General features: G+C 73.3%; 15 protein-coding genes and 1 riboswitch. Of the genes, 10 read left to right on the top strand and 5 right to left on the bottom strand.

Annotated elements, in window-relative coordinates; translation table 11 throughout:
• Positions 1-249 precede the first annotated feature (249 nt).
• On the bottom strand, positions 250-708 hold the full coding sequence (locus E4198_RS13900; RefSeq protein WP_136183426.1) for an SSI family serine proteinase inhibitor: 459 nt from the start codon (positions 706-708) through the stop codon (positions 250-252).
• Between the two features lie 215 nt (positions 709-923).
• Here E4198_RS13900 and E4198_RS13895 point away from each other — a divergent pair, with 215 nt between their 5' ends.
• From E4198_RS13895 to E4198_RS13875, 5 genes are all read left to right on the top strand, one after another.
• Complete coding sequence (locus E4198_RS13895) at positions 924-1,967, top strand: pirin family protein (RefSeq protein ID WP_136183425.1); 1,044 nt, start codon at positions 924-926, stop codon at positions 1,965-1,967.
• Positions 1,968-2,050: 83 nt separating this feature from the next.
• Positions 2,051-2,365: a tetratricopeptide repeat protein gene (locus tag E4198_RS13890; protein ID WP_136185371.1), complete on the top strand. Its 315-nt coding sequence runs from the start codon at positions 2,051-2,053 to the stop codon at positions 2,363-2,365.
• A 180-nt stretch (positions 2,366-2,545) separates the two neighbouring features.
• The gene (locus E4198_RS13885) at positions 2,546-3,493 is read left to right on the top strand and encodes a DUF5996 family protein (RefSeq protein ID WP_136183424.1); all 948 of its coding nucleotides are present in this window, start codon (positions 2,546-2,548) and stop codon (positions 3,491-3,493) included.
• A 95-nt stretch (positions 3,494-3,588) separates the two neighbouring features.
• Entirely contained in the window at positions 3,589-4,026 is a 438-nt protein-coding gene (locus E4198_RS13880) for a PPOX class F420-dependent oxidoreductase (protein WP_136183423.1), read from the top strand.
• Positions 4,027-4,206: 180 nt separating this feature from the next.
• Entirely contained in the window at positions 4,207-5,400 is a 1,194-nt protein-coding gene (locus E4198_RS13875) for a macrolide family glycosyltransferase (RefSeq protein ID WP_136183422.1), read from the top strand.
• 217 nt (positions 5,401-5,617) lie between these two features.
• On the opposite strand, the gene E4198_RS13870 is transcribed toward E4198_RS13875, so the two are convergent.
• The gene (locus tag E4198_RS13870) at positions 5,618-6,619 is read right to left on the bottom strand and encodes a M23 family metallopeptidase (RefSeq protein WP_136185370.1); all 1,002 of its coding nucleotides are present in this window, start codon (positions 6,617-6,619) and stop codon (positions 5,618-5,620) included.
• Between the two features lie 138 nt (positions 6,620-6,757).
• Positions 6,758-6,898: riboswitch (cyclic di-AMP (ydaO/yuaA leader) on the bottom strand.
• Between the two features lie 580 nt (positions 6,899-7,478).
• On the bottom strand, positions 7,479-8,081 hold the full coding sequence (locus tag E4198_RS13865) for a hypothetical protein (protein WP_136183421.1): 603 nt from the start codon (positions 8,079-8,081) through the stop codon (positions 7,479-7,481).
• Positions 8,082-8,407: 326 nt separating this feature from the next.
• On the opposite strand from E4198_RS13865, the gene E4198_RS13860 reads away from it, so the two are divergent.
• From E4198_RS13860 to E4198_RS13845, 4 genes are all read left to right on the top strand, one after another.
• On the top strand, positions 8,408-9,280 hold the full coding sequence (locus E4198_RS13860) for a hypothetical protein (protein ID WP_136183420.1): 873 nt from the start codon (positions 8,408-8,410) through the stop codon (positions 9,278-9,280).
• Between the two features lie 179 nt (positions 9,281-9,459).
• Positions 9,460-10,197: a class F sortase gene (locus E4198_RS13855; protein ID WP_247597676.1), complete on the top strand. Its 738-nt coding sequence runs from the start codon at positions 9,460-9,462 to the stop codon at positions 10,195-10,197.
• A 114-nt stretch (positions 10,198-10,311) separates the two neighbouring features.
• Positions 10,312-11,643, top strand: a complete 1,332-nt coding sequence (locus E4198_RS13850) for a glycoside hydrolase family 16 protein (RefSeq protein ID WP_136183418.1) — start codon at positions 10,312-10,314, stop codon at positions 11,641-11,643.
• Between the two features lie 229 nt (positions 11,644-11,872).
• The gene (locus tag E4198_RS13845; protein ID WP_136183417.1) at positions 11,873-12,850 is read left to right on the top strand and encodes a hypothetical protein; all 978 of its coding nucleotides are present in this window, start codon (positions 11,873-11,875) and stop codon (positions 12,848-12,850) included.
• 47 nt (positions 12,851-12,897) lie between these two features.
• On the opposite strand, the gene E4198_RS13840 is transcribed toward E4198_RS13845, so the two are convergent.
• Both E4198_RS13840 and E4198_RS13835 read right to left on the bottom strand, forming a co-directional pair.
• The gene (locus tag E4198_RS13840) at positions 12,898-13,125 is read right to left on the bottom strand and encodes a hypothetical protein (RefSeq protein WP_247597675.1); all 228 of its coding nucleotides are present in this window, start codon (positions 13,123-13,125) and stop codon (positions 12,898-12,900) included.
• A gap of 93 nt (positions 13,126-13,218) precedes the next feature.
• Positions 13,219-13,398 carry a hypothetical protein gene (locus tag E4198_RS13835; RefSeq protein WP_136183416.1) on the bottom strand — a complete coding sequence of 60 codons (180 nt, stop codon included), beginning with the start codon at positions 13,396-13,398 and terminating at the stop codon, positions 13,219-13,221.
• Between the two features lie 195 nt (positions 13,399-13,593).
• Here E4198_RS13835 and E4198_RS13830 point away from each other — a divergent pair, with 195 nt between their 5' ends.
• Positions 13,594-13,824, top strand: coding sequence for a winged helix-turn-helix domain-containing protein (locus E4198_RS13830; protein ID WP_136183415.1), 231 nt, complete (start codon positions 13,594-13,596; stop codon positions 13,822-13,824).
• Positions 13,825-13,835 lie beyond the last annotated feature (11 nt).

The raw sequence follows: 13,835 nt of genomic DNA, 5'->3' as shown, positions 1-13,835 counted from the left end.
GGCCTCCGGCCATGGGAGGTGCCCCCGTCACCCGCGTCGGAGCGACCTTCGGCGCCTCGCGCCAGGCAGCCGGAAGCGCCCGTCCCGCGCCGCGGGCAGGCCCAGCTGTGGCGCGCACGCCTGGTAGGCGGTGACGGTCGTGTCGTCGCGCGCCGCGGATGCGGTACTTCGGCTCCCCATACGTACGGAGGGTGCCGCGCGGGCGGCACGGTCCGCGAGGGGTTTTCGGGCGCCGGGCCCGGCGACGCCTCAGAGGCGGGTGCGGGGGAGGAAAGGCACGAGGTCGTCCCAGCGGGCGGTCTCGCAGCCGGTGGCGCGACCGAAGTCCGCGTTCACCGGGCGCCCGGCCCACATGCCCTCGACGTGCGCGGTCGCCGGGCCGCCGTAGAGGCTGGTGCACAGGGTCCCCTCCGGAGCGGGGGCGAACGGGTCGCTGCCCCACACCGTCAGCTCGTCCAGCCGCGCGCAGGCCGCCTCCGCGCGCGGGTGGTCACCGCCCGCGGGGTGGCAGAACAGCTCGAACCGGCCGTCGCGCGCCGGGTGGCCGGAGTCGGAGACGGTGAGCAAGAGGTGGTCGCTGACCGGCGGCAGTACGGCCCCGGCTGGCGCCGGGGCGAGGATCGGCGCCGCCGTGACGACGGCGAGAGCGGCGAGGACGTGGGCGGCGGCTGCCCTGCGGCGGGGACGGCGGGCGCGGTGGACGTGCATGCGGTGCTCCAGGCGCGTACGTGCGTACGGTTCGCGGACCGGCGGCGACGCCGGTCCCCATGCTCAACGCGCCGACCCCGGCCGTGGTTGCGGTCTGCGACAAGGTGCACACGGATGGTTGCGGGATTCGACCCCAGGAATAGTTCGACTTTCAACCAGGTTGCCGGGAGGGACGTCGCTCCGGGGGCACCCGGAGTCCGTGGAAGGGAGCAACCATGCCCGCCGTGACCGCCGACACCCTGGCCCTGCCCCGCGTCGCCCGCCCCTCCGGGGCCGGCACCGCCTGGCGTCCGGTGGCGAAGACCGTCACCGCGCGACGGCACAAGGAGGGCGAGGGCTTCGAGGTCCGCCGCCCCTTCCCCGGGATCGACCTCTCGCTCGCCGACCCGTTCCTGCTCCTGGACCACCTCGGCGCCGTCGAATACGGCCCCGGCGAGGCCAAGGGCGCACCCTGGCATCCGCATCGCGGCTTCGAGACCGTCACCTACATGATGGACGGCGCCTTCGAGCACCAGGACTCCACCGGCGGAGGCGGCCTCATCACCGAGGGCGCCACCCAGTGGATGACCGCCGGCGCCGGAGTGCTGCACTCCGAGCTGCCGCCGCAGGACTTCGTCGCCACCGGCGGCCTCTTCCACGGCGTCCAGCTCTGGGTCAACCTGCCCAAGTCGCTGAAGTGGACGGACCCCAGCTACCAGGACATCAAGGCCGCCGAGACCGTGCTGCTCTCCAGCGACGACGGCGGGGCGCTGCTCCGCGTCATCGCCGGCGACCTGGGCGGACACCGCGGACCGGGCGTGACCCGGACACCCATCACCTACGTGCACGCCACCGTCAGCCCCGGCGCGCAGCTCGCGCTGCCCTGGCCCGACGACTTCAACGCCATGGCGTACGTCCTGGCCGGGCGCGGCACGGTCGGTTCGGAACGGCGCCCGCTGGAGGAGGGGCAGCTCGCGGTCTTCGGGCCCGGCTCCGCACTCACCCTCGAGGCGGCGCCCGGCCAGGACTACAACGGCAGCCGCACCGGCTGGGAGATCCTGCTGCTCGGCGGCCTGCCGATCCGCGAGCCGGTGGCCCGCTACGGACCGTTCGTCATGAACACCCGGGCCGAGATCGTCCAGGCCTTCGAGGACTTCCAGACCGGACGGCTGGGCACCACCTCTCCACAGGAGCTGCCGCACCGCACCACCGCCGACACCGGCACGGCGGAGCTTCGGGGCGGCTCCCCCGACCCCAGGACGGAGGGCGACCGCCGATGACACCCGAGACGCCCGCAACCCCCGACAGCCCGACGAGCCGGAGCACGCCCGCGCCCCCGGGCGGGACGCCGACGCCGACGCCGATGCAGGAGTACGAGCGCGCCGTGCTGTTCTACGAGGCCCGCGACTACGCCGGTGCGGCCCGCATCCTGCGGCCGCTCGTCGACGCGGAACCGCGGAAGCTCGGCACTCGGCTCCTCCTGGCCCGCGCGTACTACCACTCCGCGCAGCTCGGACGCGCCGAGGCCGAACTCCGCGCCGTGCTGGAACAGGACCCGGCGGAGGCGTACGCGCACCTGGTGCTCGGCCGCACCCTCGAACGCCAGAACCGCCCGGTCGAGGCCATCCGGCACCTGCGCCTCGCCGAAGCCATGACCGGCGGCGGCGCCCGCGAGTGATCCGTCCGGCACCGGCCACCGGCCGGTGCCGGACACGACTCCACCGCACGGACCTCGCCGCGCCGCAGCCCGAGGAGGCGGAGGAGCCGCAGCAGGCCGGGAACTCCTGACTTGCCGGGCCGGGCACCGCAGGCGACCCTGCGAGGGGAGACCGGCGACGCCGACCCGGGAGGCACGGCCGTGACGGACCGGACAGCAGCACGGGCGACCGCGGCATGGCCGCGGCTGCGGGTGGACGACTGGGCCGACACCCGCGACACCCTGCACATGTGGACGCAGATCGTGGGCAAGGTGCGCCTGGCCCACGCGCCGCTGGTCAACCACTGGTGGCAGGTCACCCTGTACGTCAGCGCGCGCGGACTGACCACCTCCGCCGTGCCGTACCGCGACGGGGCCTTCGACGTGGAGTTCGACTTCGTCGACCACCGGCTGGTGCTGCGCCGCGACTCCAGCGGCACGCGCCACGTACCGCTGGAGCCCATGTCGGTGGCCCGCTTCCACACCGAGACGATGCGCGCACTGGACGAACTGGGCGTCGAGGCCCCCATCCAGGGCCACCCGAACGAGGTCGAGCCGGCCATCCCGTTCGCCGAGGACGACCGGCACGCCTCCTACGACCCCGGCGCCGCGCAGCTGTTCTGGCGCCAACTCCTCCAGGCGCAGCGGGTGATGGGCGAGTTCCGCTCGCACTTCGTCGGCAAGGTCAGCCCCGTGCACTTCTTCTGGGGCGCGATGGACCTGGCCTGCACCCGCTTCTCCGGACGCCCCGCACCACCGCACCCCGGCGGCGCGCCCAACTGCGGTGACTGGGTGATGGTCGAGGGCTACTCCCGCGAACTGAGCAGCTGCGGCTTCTGGCCGGGCGGCGGCGAGGAGGGCGCGTTCTACGCGTACGCCTACCCCGAACCGGACGGCTTCGCGGACCACCCGGTACGGCCGGACGAGGCGTACTACAGCGCGCAGAACGGGCAGTTCCTGCTCCCCTACGAGGCGGTGCGGACGTCCCCGGACCCGGACGGCGCGCTCATGGCCTTCCTTCAGGACACCTACGCGGCGGCCGCCGAGCACGGGCGGTGGGCGCGAGCCTCGCTGGAGGACGACCCCGGCCGCTGGGACGCCCGGCGCTGATCCGTCTCCCGCAGCGGGCTTGGCCTGCGAGGACCGGGGGAAGGGGCGTGCCGGGGGCGCCGCCGCCCCTTCCCCGACGCGCGGAGGAGCGAGACATGGACGAGAAGGTGCCGCAGGAGGCGCTGCTGTCGCTGCTGACGGACCAGAACCGGGGCGTTCTGGTGACGCTGAAGCGGGACGGCCGACCGCAACTGTCCAACGTGCTGCACGCGTACGACCCGGAGCAGCGGATCGTCCGGGTGTCGGTCACCGCGGACCGTGCCAAGACCCGCAACCTCGCTCGCGATCCGCGCGCGAGCTACCACGTCACGACGGCCGACGGCTGGTCCTGGACGGTCGCCGAGGGCGACGCGGAGCTGACCGCCGTCGCGGCGGACCCGTACGACGCGACGGTGGAGGAACTGGTCGACGTCTACCGCGCGATCTCCGGCGAACACGGCGACTGGAACCAGTACCGCCGCTCGATGGTCACGGACCGCCGCCTCGTCGTCCGCCTCCACGTCCGCCACGCCTACGGTCAGCCCCGCCGCTGACCCCGCCCGGCGGAAACCCGGTGGAAGCACGGAGCGCCACGGGCTAACCTCGCCGGCATGTACTCCTTCCAGCAGATCTACGAGTGAGTCAGCGCGGCGCAGCGCGCCGCCAGCGTCACCCGTGCCCGGGCCTTTGCCACGGGCCGATGCCGTCACGCCCGTAGATCATCGAGGAGACTCATGAACCTGCCCCGCTCCCATCCGCGCGCCCACATCGCCATGGTCGGTGTGCCCGCCGTCAGCCACGTGCTGCCGAGCCTGGAGATCATCCGCGAACTGGTGGCGCGCGGCCACCGCGTGACCTACGCCAACGGGCACGCCGTCGCGGACCTCGTCACCGGCACCGGTGCCACGTTCGTGCCGTTCGACTCGACGCTCCCGGTGACGGACAACGACTGGCCGGAGGACCCGGTCGGCGCGATGAGCGTCTTCCTGGACGACGCGATGCACGTGCTCCCGCAGATCGAGGCGGTGTACGAGGACGATCCCGCCGACCTCTACCTCTACGACATCGGCGGCTACGCCGTCCGCGCCCTCGCCGAGCGGCAGGGCCGCCCCGCGGTGCAGCTCTCGCCGACGTATGTGGCCTGGCACGACGAGGAACAGGCCATCCTGAAGCAGATGCTGCAACTGCCCGGCGCGCAGGAGTACTTCGACCGCGTCTCCGCCTGGGCCGAGGCATCCGGCGCGACCACGACGGACGGCCCGTCCTTCGTCGGGCTGCCCGACCGCGCGCTGGCCATGATCCCCCGGGCGATGCAGCCGCACGCCGACCTCGTGGACCCCGATGTGGTGAGTTTCGTCGGGCCCTGCTTCGGGGACCGCGCCGACCAGGGTGCGTGGACCCGTCCGGCCGGGGCCGAGAACGTGCTGCTCGTGTCGCTCGGTTCGGCGTACACCCGGCAGCCGGAGTTCTACCGGCAGTGCCTGGCCGCCTTCGGCGGCCTTCCCGGCTGGCACGTGGTGCTGCAGATCGGCCGCTACGTCGACCCGTCCGAGTTGGGCGAGATCCCGGCGAACGTCGAAGTGCACTCCTGGGTACCGCAGTTGGCGATTCTGGGGCAGGCGGACGCGTTCGTCACGCACGCCGGGATGGGCGGCAGCAGCGAAGGGCTCTTCACGGGCGTGCCGATGATCGCGGTGCCGCAGGGCGCGGAGCAGTTCCAGAACGCGGACCGCCTCGTCGAACTGGGCGTGGCCCGCCGCCTCGACACCGCGGACGCGAACGCCGCGTCGCTGCGCGCGGCGCTGACCGCCCTCACCTCCGACCCCGAGGTGGCCCGGCGGTCCGCCCGGCTGCGCGAGGACGCCCGCGCGGAGGGCGGCACCACACGGGCCGCCGACCTCCTGGAAGCCCTGCTGAGCCGGCGCTAGAAAAGGGTCCGGCGGCCCTGGCGTCGGGGGGTGGTCCGCCAGGACCGCCGGAGTCTCGGTGGCCGCCCGCCCCGGTTCCCGGTCGCCGCCGCCTCGCCCCTCCTTGTCGCCGAGTACTGCGGTGGGGGGGAGGAGGTGTCACAGGCCTCGACGGGCACGAGGCGGCGGCACCGTCCCTGCTTCAGGGACGTGGAAGGGAATCCCGGGGCGGAAGGTGTCAGACGTTCAGGCCCTTCCCACGCAGCCAGGACAGCGGGTCGACGGGCGAACCGCCGCCCGGCCGGACCTCCAGGTGGAGGTGCGGTCCGGTGGAGTTGCCGGTGGAGCCGACGTTGCCGATGACGTCCTTGGTGTTGACCTCGGACCCGGCGGAGACGTTCATCGAGGACAGGTGGCAGTACCAGACCTCGGTGCCGTCGTCGAGTTCGAGTACGACGCGGTAGCCGTACGAGCCGGCCCAGCCGGCCTCCTTCACGGTGCCGCTGTGCACGGCCATCACCGGGGTGCCGGTCTGCGCGGCGAAGTCCTGGCCGGTGTGGTCGTTCTCCCACATGCTGCCGCCGGCGCCGTAGCTTGAACTGAGCGTGTACGAGGAGAGAGGCACGCTGTAGCTGCGGGCGAGTTCGGCGAGCCGTGCGGCCTCGGCCTTGCGGCGGGCCTCCTCGGCGGCTTCGCGCTTGCGCTCGGCCTCGGCCTCACGCTCGGCCTCCGCCTTCTTCGCGGCGGCCTCGGCGGCCTCCGCGCGCGCGGTGTCGGCGGCGTCCTCGCGGACGGTGGCGTCGGCGGCCGACTGCTGCTGGGCGGCCTGCGCCAGGATGCGGGTCCGCAGGGACTCCCCGGCGTCCCCCTCCGGAGCAGCGGTCTCGGTGCTGAATCCGGCCTGGGTGAGCGGCGCTTGAGCGGCGACCGTCGTGGTGTCCGCCGAGCCGTCGACGACGGGGACCAGGTCACCTATCTCGCTGGGCAGTTCGTCCGCCACCGTGCCGGCGAGGGAGGACATGTCGGCCATCGTGACGGAGGCCGGCTTGTCCTTGGCCGTGGCCATTCCGCCCGCGCCGACGGCCGCGATCATGCCGACCCCGAGCACCGCCCCGCTGCGAGCCATCCCGCCGCGCTGCTTCGCCACGCGATGACGGCCGCGCACCGGGCGCACCGATTCGGCGGTCGGGTTCCACCCGTCGTACGCCCCGTCCTGCTCCGGCCCGTAGACGGTCGGCACGGCGTAGGCGCCGGTGGCGTCGAAGGACTCCTCGAACTGGGGGAACTCGGTGGTGAGGTCGGTGTCGCCGAGGTGTCCGCTTCCGTAGAAGTCGCGGGCCTCGGGGGCATGCCTGGTGGACGCCACTGGGGGCGCTCTCCTTTCCTTCCTTCTCGCCTACCGGGTTAGCTGACGGGTTCGGAGCAGGAAGGTCTCCTACAGCGGTCCTTGGGCGGGACCGCCGATTCACCCCTGAAAGGTGGTTCCCCGGCTCCCTCGGTGTGCCGGCGCGAGTGGTGAGACTCGCGTGACCCACGTGCGGGATTAGGCGACGGCGCACGGTGCCGCCTGGAGTGACGGCAGTGACGACCGCGCTGCGTTATCGAACGTTAATAGACCCACAGCGGGGAAACCAAGCCGGGTCGCTGATTTTGCCTACGCTTTGGCAGGGACTTCCCGCCCATCGATGAGCAATACGGACGCGCCAACACGCCCCGTCAGCACGCCGGTTCCGTGGGTGATCACGAGTCGATCACGACGACCGGCACCGAACCTCCACCAACGGACCGTCGGCGCATCCACCCCAACCTCTCTCGGCGAACCGGCCTTTCGGTGCGCCTGGGACTTCCATCCGAGCGCATCCATCACCTGCCGGTGATCACGCCACCAGCGATGCCGCAGGGCAGGCGACGGGGTCCGAGGACCCCGACTGCGTGCCTGCCGGGACGGCGTGTCAGATCATGGAACCTTCACCCTGCTGACCGCCGCCCTCGCCTGAGCACGCGGGCCGACGCCGGGCGGGCGGCGCACGATCCTGCCGTCCACGACCCGGGCCTCCATGCCAGCCACCGCCCCACGGCACCGAACCGGCCCGGACGCATCAGAGAATCGCCACGCGCTCCCACGCGGGCGGACGCTCCTCCGCCTCCGCCCGATCGGCGGCCGCCGCCTCGGTCTCGCCGGCCGCACCCTCCGCCGGTCGCGCCTCCGCTGCACGGCCGCCCGCGTCGTCGCCCCCGTCCCCGTAGCCGGAGACGCCCACATAGGGCGCGATGCTTCGGTAGGGGGCGGCGGAGGTGCCGTATCCCTTCGTACCGGTGGCGTGCCGCTCCGCGGAGGAGCTGTACCGCTCGACCGAAGTGCCGTACACGTCACCGCCGTTGCCGCCGTGCAGGTCGCCCCCATTGCCGCCGTACACCCCGCCGCCGTACGCGGCAGGACCGGGCGCCACCGGCGAAGGGCCCCCGTAGGACGGCTGCGCCTCCTCCGTGCGCCACCACCGCCCGCCGGTCTCCACGGGCTCGGTGCGGCCGTGACGGCCTCCCTGACCCGGCACGGTGCGACCGGCCAGGGACCACTCGCGTACGAGCGTCTCGTAGATGGGCGTGGGTGCGGAGGCACCCGCCGGGGGCGGAAGAACAGGACGGGGAACCGTTTCCCCCGACCAGGGCACCGGCGACCACTGCGTGAGCATCACAGCCATGCCAGAGACAACGAGGCCCACCGTCCCGAAGTCACCCGCCCGGATCAGCCGTGTCACCCACAAGGGGGTACGGGCCCGGAGTTCACCCGTACGCCCCCCTGGCCCTGCCCGCCCGGCCCCGCCGCCGGGGCACCGTTGCGCCCACCGTCCGCCGCATGGAGCAACGTCCACGAGCCGCACCGCCCACCTGCGCCGACGACGCGGTGAACCGCCCGGAGCGCGGAGCCGGGGGGATGCGACTTGGCTCGGATGCGGACGCGGGGCGTCCCGGGAGTACGGCGGCGCAGCCGCGCGCCGCACACCCCGCCATCGTCGGAGGTTCGTTCATGCGTGCGTTTTCCACGCCGCGCCGGCCGAGAGCCGCTCGGCGGCTCTCCGGCGCGGCGCTGTCCGTGGCCGTCGTCGGCATAACCGCCACGACCGCCTTCGCCGCCGGCGACGACGGCGACATCAGGGTCGACCCGGGCACGGCACGCCCGGGCGGCACGGTCACGTTGTCGACGGACGCCTGCGGGCCCGGCGGGAGCGCCGGGGTGGACGCCAGTGCACTGGGCGCCGGAATCCTCGGGCTGGAGCCGAGGGACGCGGAGGCCCGGACGGCGAAGGGCGAGCTGCGCGTCACGCGCGACACCAAGCCGGGCCGGTACGCGATCGGCGGCTCCTGCACGGACGGGAGAAAACTCGCCGGCACGGTCGTGGTCGGGCCCGCGAAGCACACGGCCGGGGACGCGAAGCACCACCGTGCCGGTGAGCGGCAGCCCGCAACGGGCAGCGCCGAGGCGAAGGCCGGCGACGAGTGGCCGGAGGGCGAGGACTGGAAGGAGTGGTCCGACGAGGGCGCTCCGAAGGACGGCGCGCCGGAGGGCTCCGGTGCCGCGGACTCCTGGCCCGAGGGCGAGGGCTGGAAGGAGTGGCCTGGGGACGGCGGCGACCCGTCCGACAAGAACGGCGACCACCGCGGCGAGGGGGGCCACCACGGGGACGGCTGGGACAAGCACGACAAGGACGGCCACCACGACCGGCAGGACTGGCGACACGACCAGCAGGGGAAGATGCCGCACGGCCGCGTCCACACCGGAGTCGGCGGCGCAGGAGCGGGCGTGGACTCCGCCATGCTGACCGGCGGCTCCCTCGCCCTGGTGGCCGCGGCCGGCGGTGCGCTCTACCTGCGCCGTCGCCACCGCAGGCTGGACGGCTGACCCGGGCAGACCCACGGCATGCCGTTCCGGCGTGCGGGTGCGGACGTCGCCCGGCGATGTCCGCACCCGCACCGCCGTGACGCTCGCCCCGCCCCCGTACTCGTACGGGTACCCGCATGCGAGGAGGTCCGATGGCGGGTCCGACTGCGGCATCACGCCCACGTCGCCGCGGTCGCGGCGTGGAGACGTGCGTCTCGACACTCGTCGCCGCCTCCGCCTGTGCCGCCGTCTGGCTCTTCGACCACGGCACCGGCGGGCAGGCCCCACCGCAGCCGCCCGCCGAGGCGGGATTCGCCCGCGACGCCCCCCGCGCCCTCCCCGGCCCCGAGACGCCTGCCCCGACGCTGTCCGAAGCGGACACGAACGGACGGGACACGAACGGACGGGAGACCGGCGGACGGGAGAGCCTCCGCCCCGAGCGCTCCCGATCCGGCCCGCGCGCCTCCGACCCGCTGCGCGTCCGCATCCCGTCGATCGGCGTCTCCGCCCCGTTCACCCGCCTGGGCCTGCACGACGGCGGGAGTCTGGAGGCGCCGCCTCCGCGGGACGCGAACCTCGCCGGGTGGTATGCGGACGGCACGCCGCCGGGCGCCGTGGGCACCGCAATCGTCGCGGGGCACGTCGACACCGCCGACGGCCCGGCCGTCTTCTACGGCTTGGGCGCGCTGCGCAAGGGCGCGGAGGTGGAGGTCGAGCGGCGGGACGGCTTCACCGCCGTCTTCACCATCGACGCCGTGGAGGTCTACGACGGGGCGCACTTCCCCGACGCCGAGGTCTACGGCTCGTCCGCACGGCCGGAGTTGCGGCTGATCACCTGCGGCGGGAGGTTCGACGAGGAGGCCGGGGAGTACAGCGGCAACGTCGTGGTCTTCGCGCACCTCACCGACGTCCGAAGGACGGTCCACCAGAGCGAGTGAGAGCGCTCTCTTGACGCGGACATTCTCGACCGCTTCACTCGTGGCGTCAGAGGTACGGACCAATCCCGCCCGTACAGGGCCGAGTTCGCTCCCCCAAGCGACGAGGTGACCGCGATGCCGCACAGACACCCCCACCACCCGCACTCCACCACCCGGCGACGCCGCCGCAGCGCCCTGCTGGCGGTCGGCCTGGCCGCCACGCTGGGCTGGACGGCCGCCGTGCCCGGCGCCGCCGCACCCGCCCCCGACCACCCGGACCACACCGCCACCGCCCCGCAGGGACAGGCCGCGCAGGCCGACGCCCCCCGCGCGGTGCTGTTCGAGGACAACTTCGACGGACCCGCCGGTGCGGCCGTCGACGGGTCCCGGTGGCACATCGAGACCGGCGACAACGTCAACAACCACGAACGCCAGTGGTACACGCCCGGCAACGACAACGCCGCCCTGGACGGCAACGGCAACCTGGTCATCACCGCCCGCAAGGAGAACCCGGGCAACTACCAGTGCTGGTACGGGCGTTGCGAGTACACCTCGTCCCGCCTCAACACCTCGGGCAAGTTCACCACCACCTACGGCCACGTCGAGGCCCGGCTGAAGGTGCCGCGCGGCCAGGGCATGTGGCCGGCGTTCTGGATGCTCGGCAACGACATCGGCGACATCGGCTGGCCGGCCAGCGGCGAGATCGACGTCATGGAGAACGTCGGTTTCGAGCCCAGCACCGTGCACGGCACACTCCACGGCCCCGGCTACTCCGGTTCTGGCGGCATCGGCGCCGCGTACACCCTGCCCGGCGGGCAGCAGTTCGCCGACGCCTTCCACACCTTCGCCGTGGACTGGTCGCCGAACCGCATCACCTGGTCCGTGGACGGCAACGTCTACCAGACCCGTACGCCCGCCGACCTCGGCGGCCGGGACTGGGTGTTCGACAAGCCGTTCTTCCTCATCCTCAACCTCGCCGTGGGCGGCTACTGGCCCGGCGACCCCGACGGCAGCACCGTCTTCCCGCAGCAGCTCGTCGTCGACTACGTCCGGGTGACCTCCGGCGAGGGCGGTGGTACGGGCCCTAGCGGACAGATCACCGGGCTCGCCGGGAAGTGCGTGGACGTCGCCAACGCCGGCACCGCCGACGGCACACCCGTGCAGCTCCACGACTGCAACGGCAACGCCGCGCAGCACTGGACCGTCGCCTCCGACGGCACGATTCGTGCGCTCGGCAAGTGCCTGGACGTGGACTCCGGCAGCACCGCCGACGGCACGAGGGTCCAGCTGTGGACGTGCAACGGCAGCGCCGCGCAGCAATGGGTGGTGACCGGCGCGCGGGACATCGTCAACCCGCAGGCGGACAAGTGCCTGGACGTCACCGACAACAACTCCGCCAACGGCACCCGGCTCCAGATCTGGACGTGCACAGGCACGGCGAACCAGAAATGGAACGCACCCGTCTGACCCACCCGCCCCGGCCGTCGGACCGACCGCCGGCCGCCGATCCGGGGCGCGCCCCGACAGTGACCTCCCCGGGCCCCGGGGCGCGACCCGCCCCCTCTGCGCACCCGCACAGAGGGGGCACAACCGGGACCGACCGCCCGTCGCCGTGAACACGTCAACGTATCGGCACAGGACCCTCACAGAACCCCGGTTACACCTCGCGGTGCCTCCGCATAGCCTTCCGCACGCCATGGACTACTGCCCCACGTGCCGCAGGCACCTCAACGGCGCCCTGGCCTGTCCGGGATGCGGAGTCCCGGCCGGGTACCTCACCCCTGCACCCGGAACCCCCTACGTCGGCCATCCCGCACCCCACACGCCGCACCCCGGCCATGCTGCTCCCCGAGGCCACGCAGGCCCGTCGCAGCAGTACGGCCCCCCGCAGCGCGGCGGCCCGGCACCCACGGGCCAACCCGGACACGGGCACCCCGGGCCAGGTCACCACGTACAGGGGCACCCCCGGCCGGGCGGACCGGCGCCGGGCGGGCCCGGTCAATCGGCCTATCGCGCACAGGCGTTCCACCAGGAGCCGCCGCAGGACCTCAACGCCCCTTCCCGGCGCCGCCCGGAACGGGCAGAGCCCGTCCCCTCCGCCGCCCCCGCCGAAGAACGCGCCGAACCCGAGGCGCGCGACGCGGAAACCCCCGCCCCGGGCGGCCGCAGCGCACGCCGCTCCCGCGGTCGGCGCGCCCGCAAGGGCCACGGCAAGCGCCTGGTGGTCCTCGCCGCCTGCCTGGGCACGGTGCTGCTGGGCCTGGCCGTCACCGAGGTCGGCAACCCGTCGCTCCCCTGGAGCGCACCCACCGCCTCCAGCCCGGACCCGCAGGCCGTCGGCGCGAACGGCACCGAGACGCAGGAGCCCGACGACGAGGCGTCCCCCGACTCCTCCTCGGCGGACGCCTCCCGCAGCCCCGACTCGGACCCCTCAGCCTCCGCGAGCGCGGAGGAGAGCGACGAGCCGAAGGACGAGAAGGAGTCGAAGGAGCCGGAGGAGGAGCCGACCGAGGTGGTCGGCAGCGTCCAGCCGGAGCCGACCGACCCCGCCCCCACGACGCCCGCGGAGCCGGAACCCGAGCCCACCCAGCCGCAGCCGACCCCGCCGCAGGACGAGAACCCGGAACCCCCGGACGACGACTACGACGACTGCTGGTTCATCTTCTGCACCTGACCGCCCCCCACCGGGCAGGCGAGGAGTCCAGGGGAGTGCAGGGGAGTTCAGGAGCCGCGCACCGGCAACTCCTCGATCCCCAGCCGCGCCCCGCGCGAGGCGACGATCCGCAGCAGGTCGTGCACGCACTCCGCCAACCGCCGGGCCACGAACGCGTACTCGCCACCGGTCATGCGGACCCGTTCGTCCGCGAGCATCTCCCGGGCATGGGACAGCACGCGCCGCGCCGTGTCGATCTGGGAGTCCTCGATGCCGTCGGCAAGCAGCGAGAGCATCCCCTCGGGGGTCGTCGGTCACCAGGTAGGCGGGCTTGGCCTCCGGGGAGTCCCAAGGCAGCAGCCGGCATACCGCCCGCCGGGGTTCGCCGGTCACCACGCCACTCCCCGCGCGTGGATGTCGCGGGTGTCGAGGTCGAGACCGTAGTGCACGGCGAGCAGCAGCACGATGCGGCGCTGCCAGGCGCCGACCCGTACACCACGCCGGGCGTGGCGACCCCCGGGCCGCGGTTCCGCGATCCTCAGCCGGTGCCGTCCCGTGGGCGGATACACACGCGCCAACGCGTGCCGGGATAGTCTTCATACGTCGTTCGCTCCTCAGCAACGAAGGGCCACGCCCCGGGACCGCTTCCATCGGTCGCCGGGGTCCTTGCTGATCCTCACGGTACTGACTGTGCACACTGTGCACAGTCCGCACACTGTGCTCGTCAGTGCATGGGGTGCACACTGCGCACGTAGATTCGAACGATGGAGTATGCCTACCGCCGCATTGCCACCGAACTCACCGCGCAGATCCGGAGCGGCAGGATTCCACCCGGCGGGCGCCTGCCCAACGAGCGCGACCTCGCGGACGAGTACGGCGTGTCAGCCGGAACGGTACGTCGAGCCGTCCGCGAGCTGCGCGAGCAGGGCTTGGTCGAAACGTTGCCCGCACTCGGTACCTACGTCTCCGACCCGCTTCCTCCTGTCGGCGACTGACCCCCGACAGG

It is taken from the genome of Streptomyces sp. RKND-216 (assembly GCF_004795255.1).
In the GTDB taxonomy this organism is placed as follows: Bacteria; Actinomycetota; Actinomycetes; order Streptomycetales; family Streptomycetaceae; genus Streptomyces; species Streptomyces hazeniae.
Note: the sequence above shows the minus strand (reverse complement) of the source record. Positions and strands in the feature narration are given on the sequence as shown.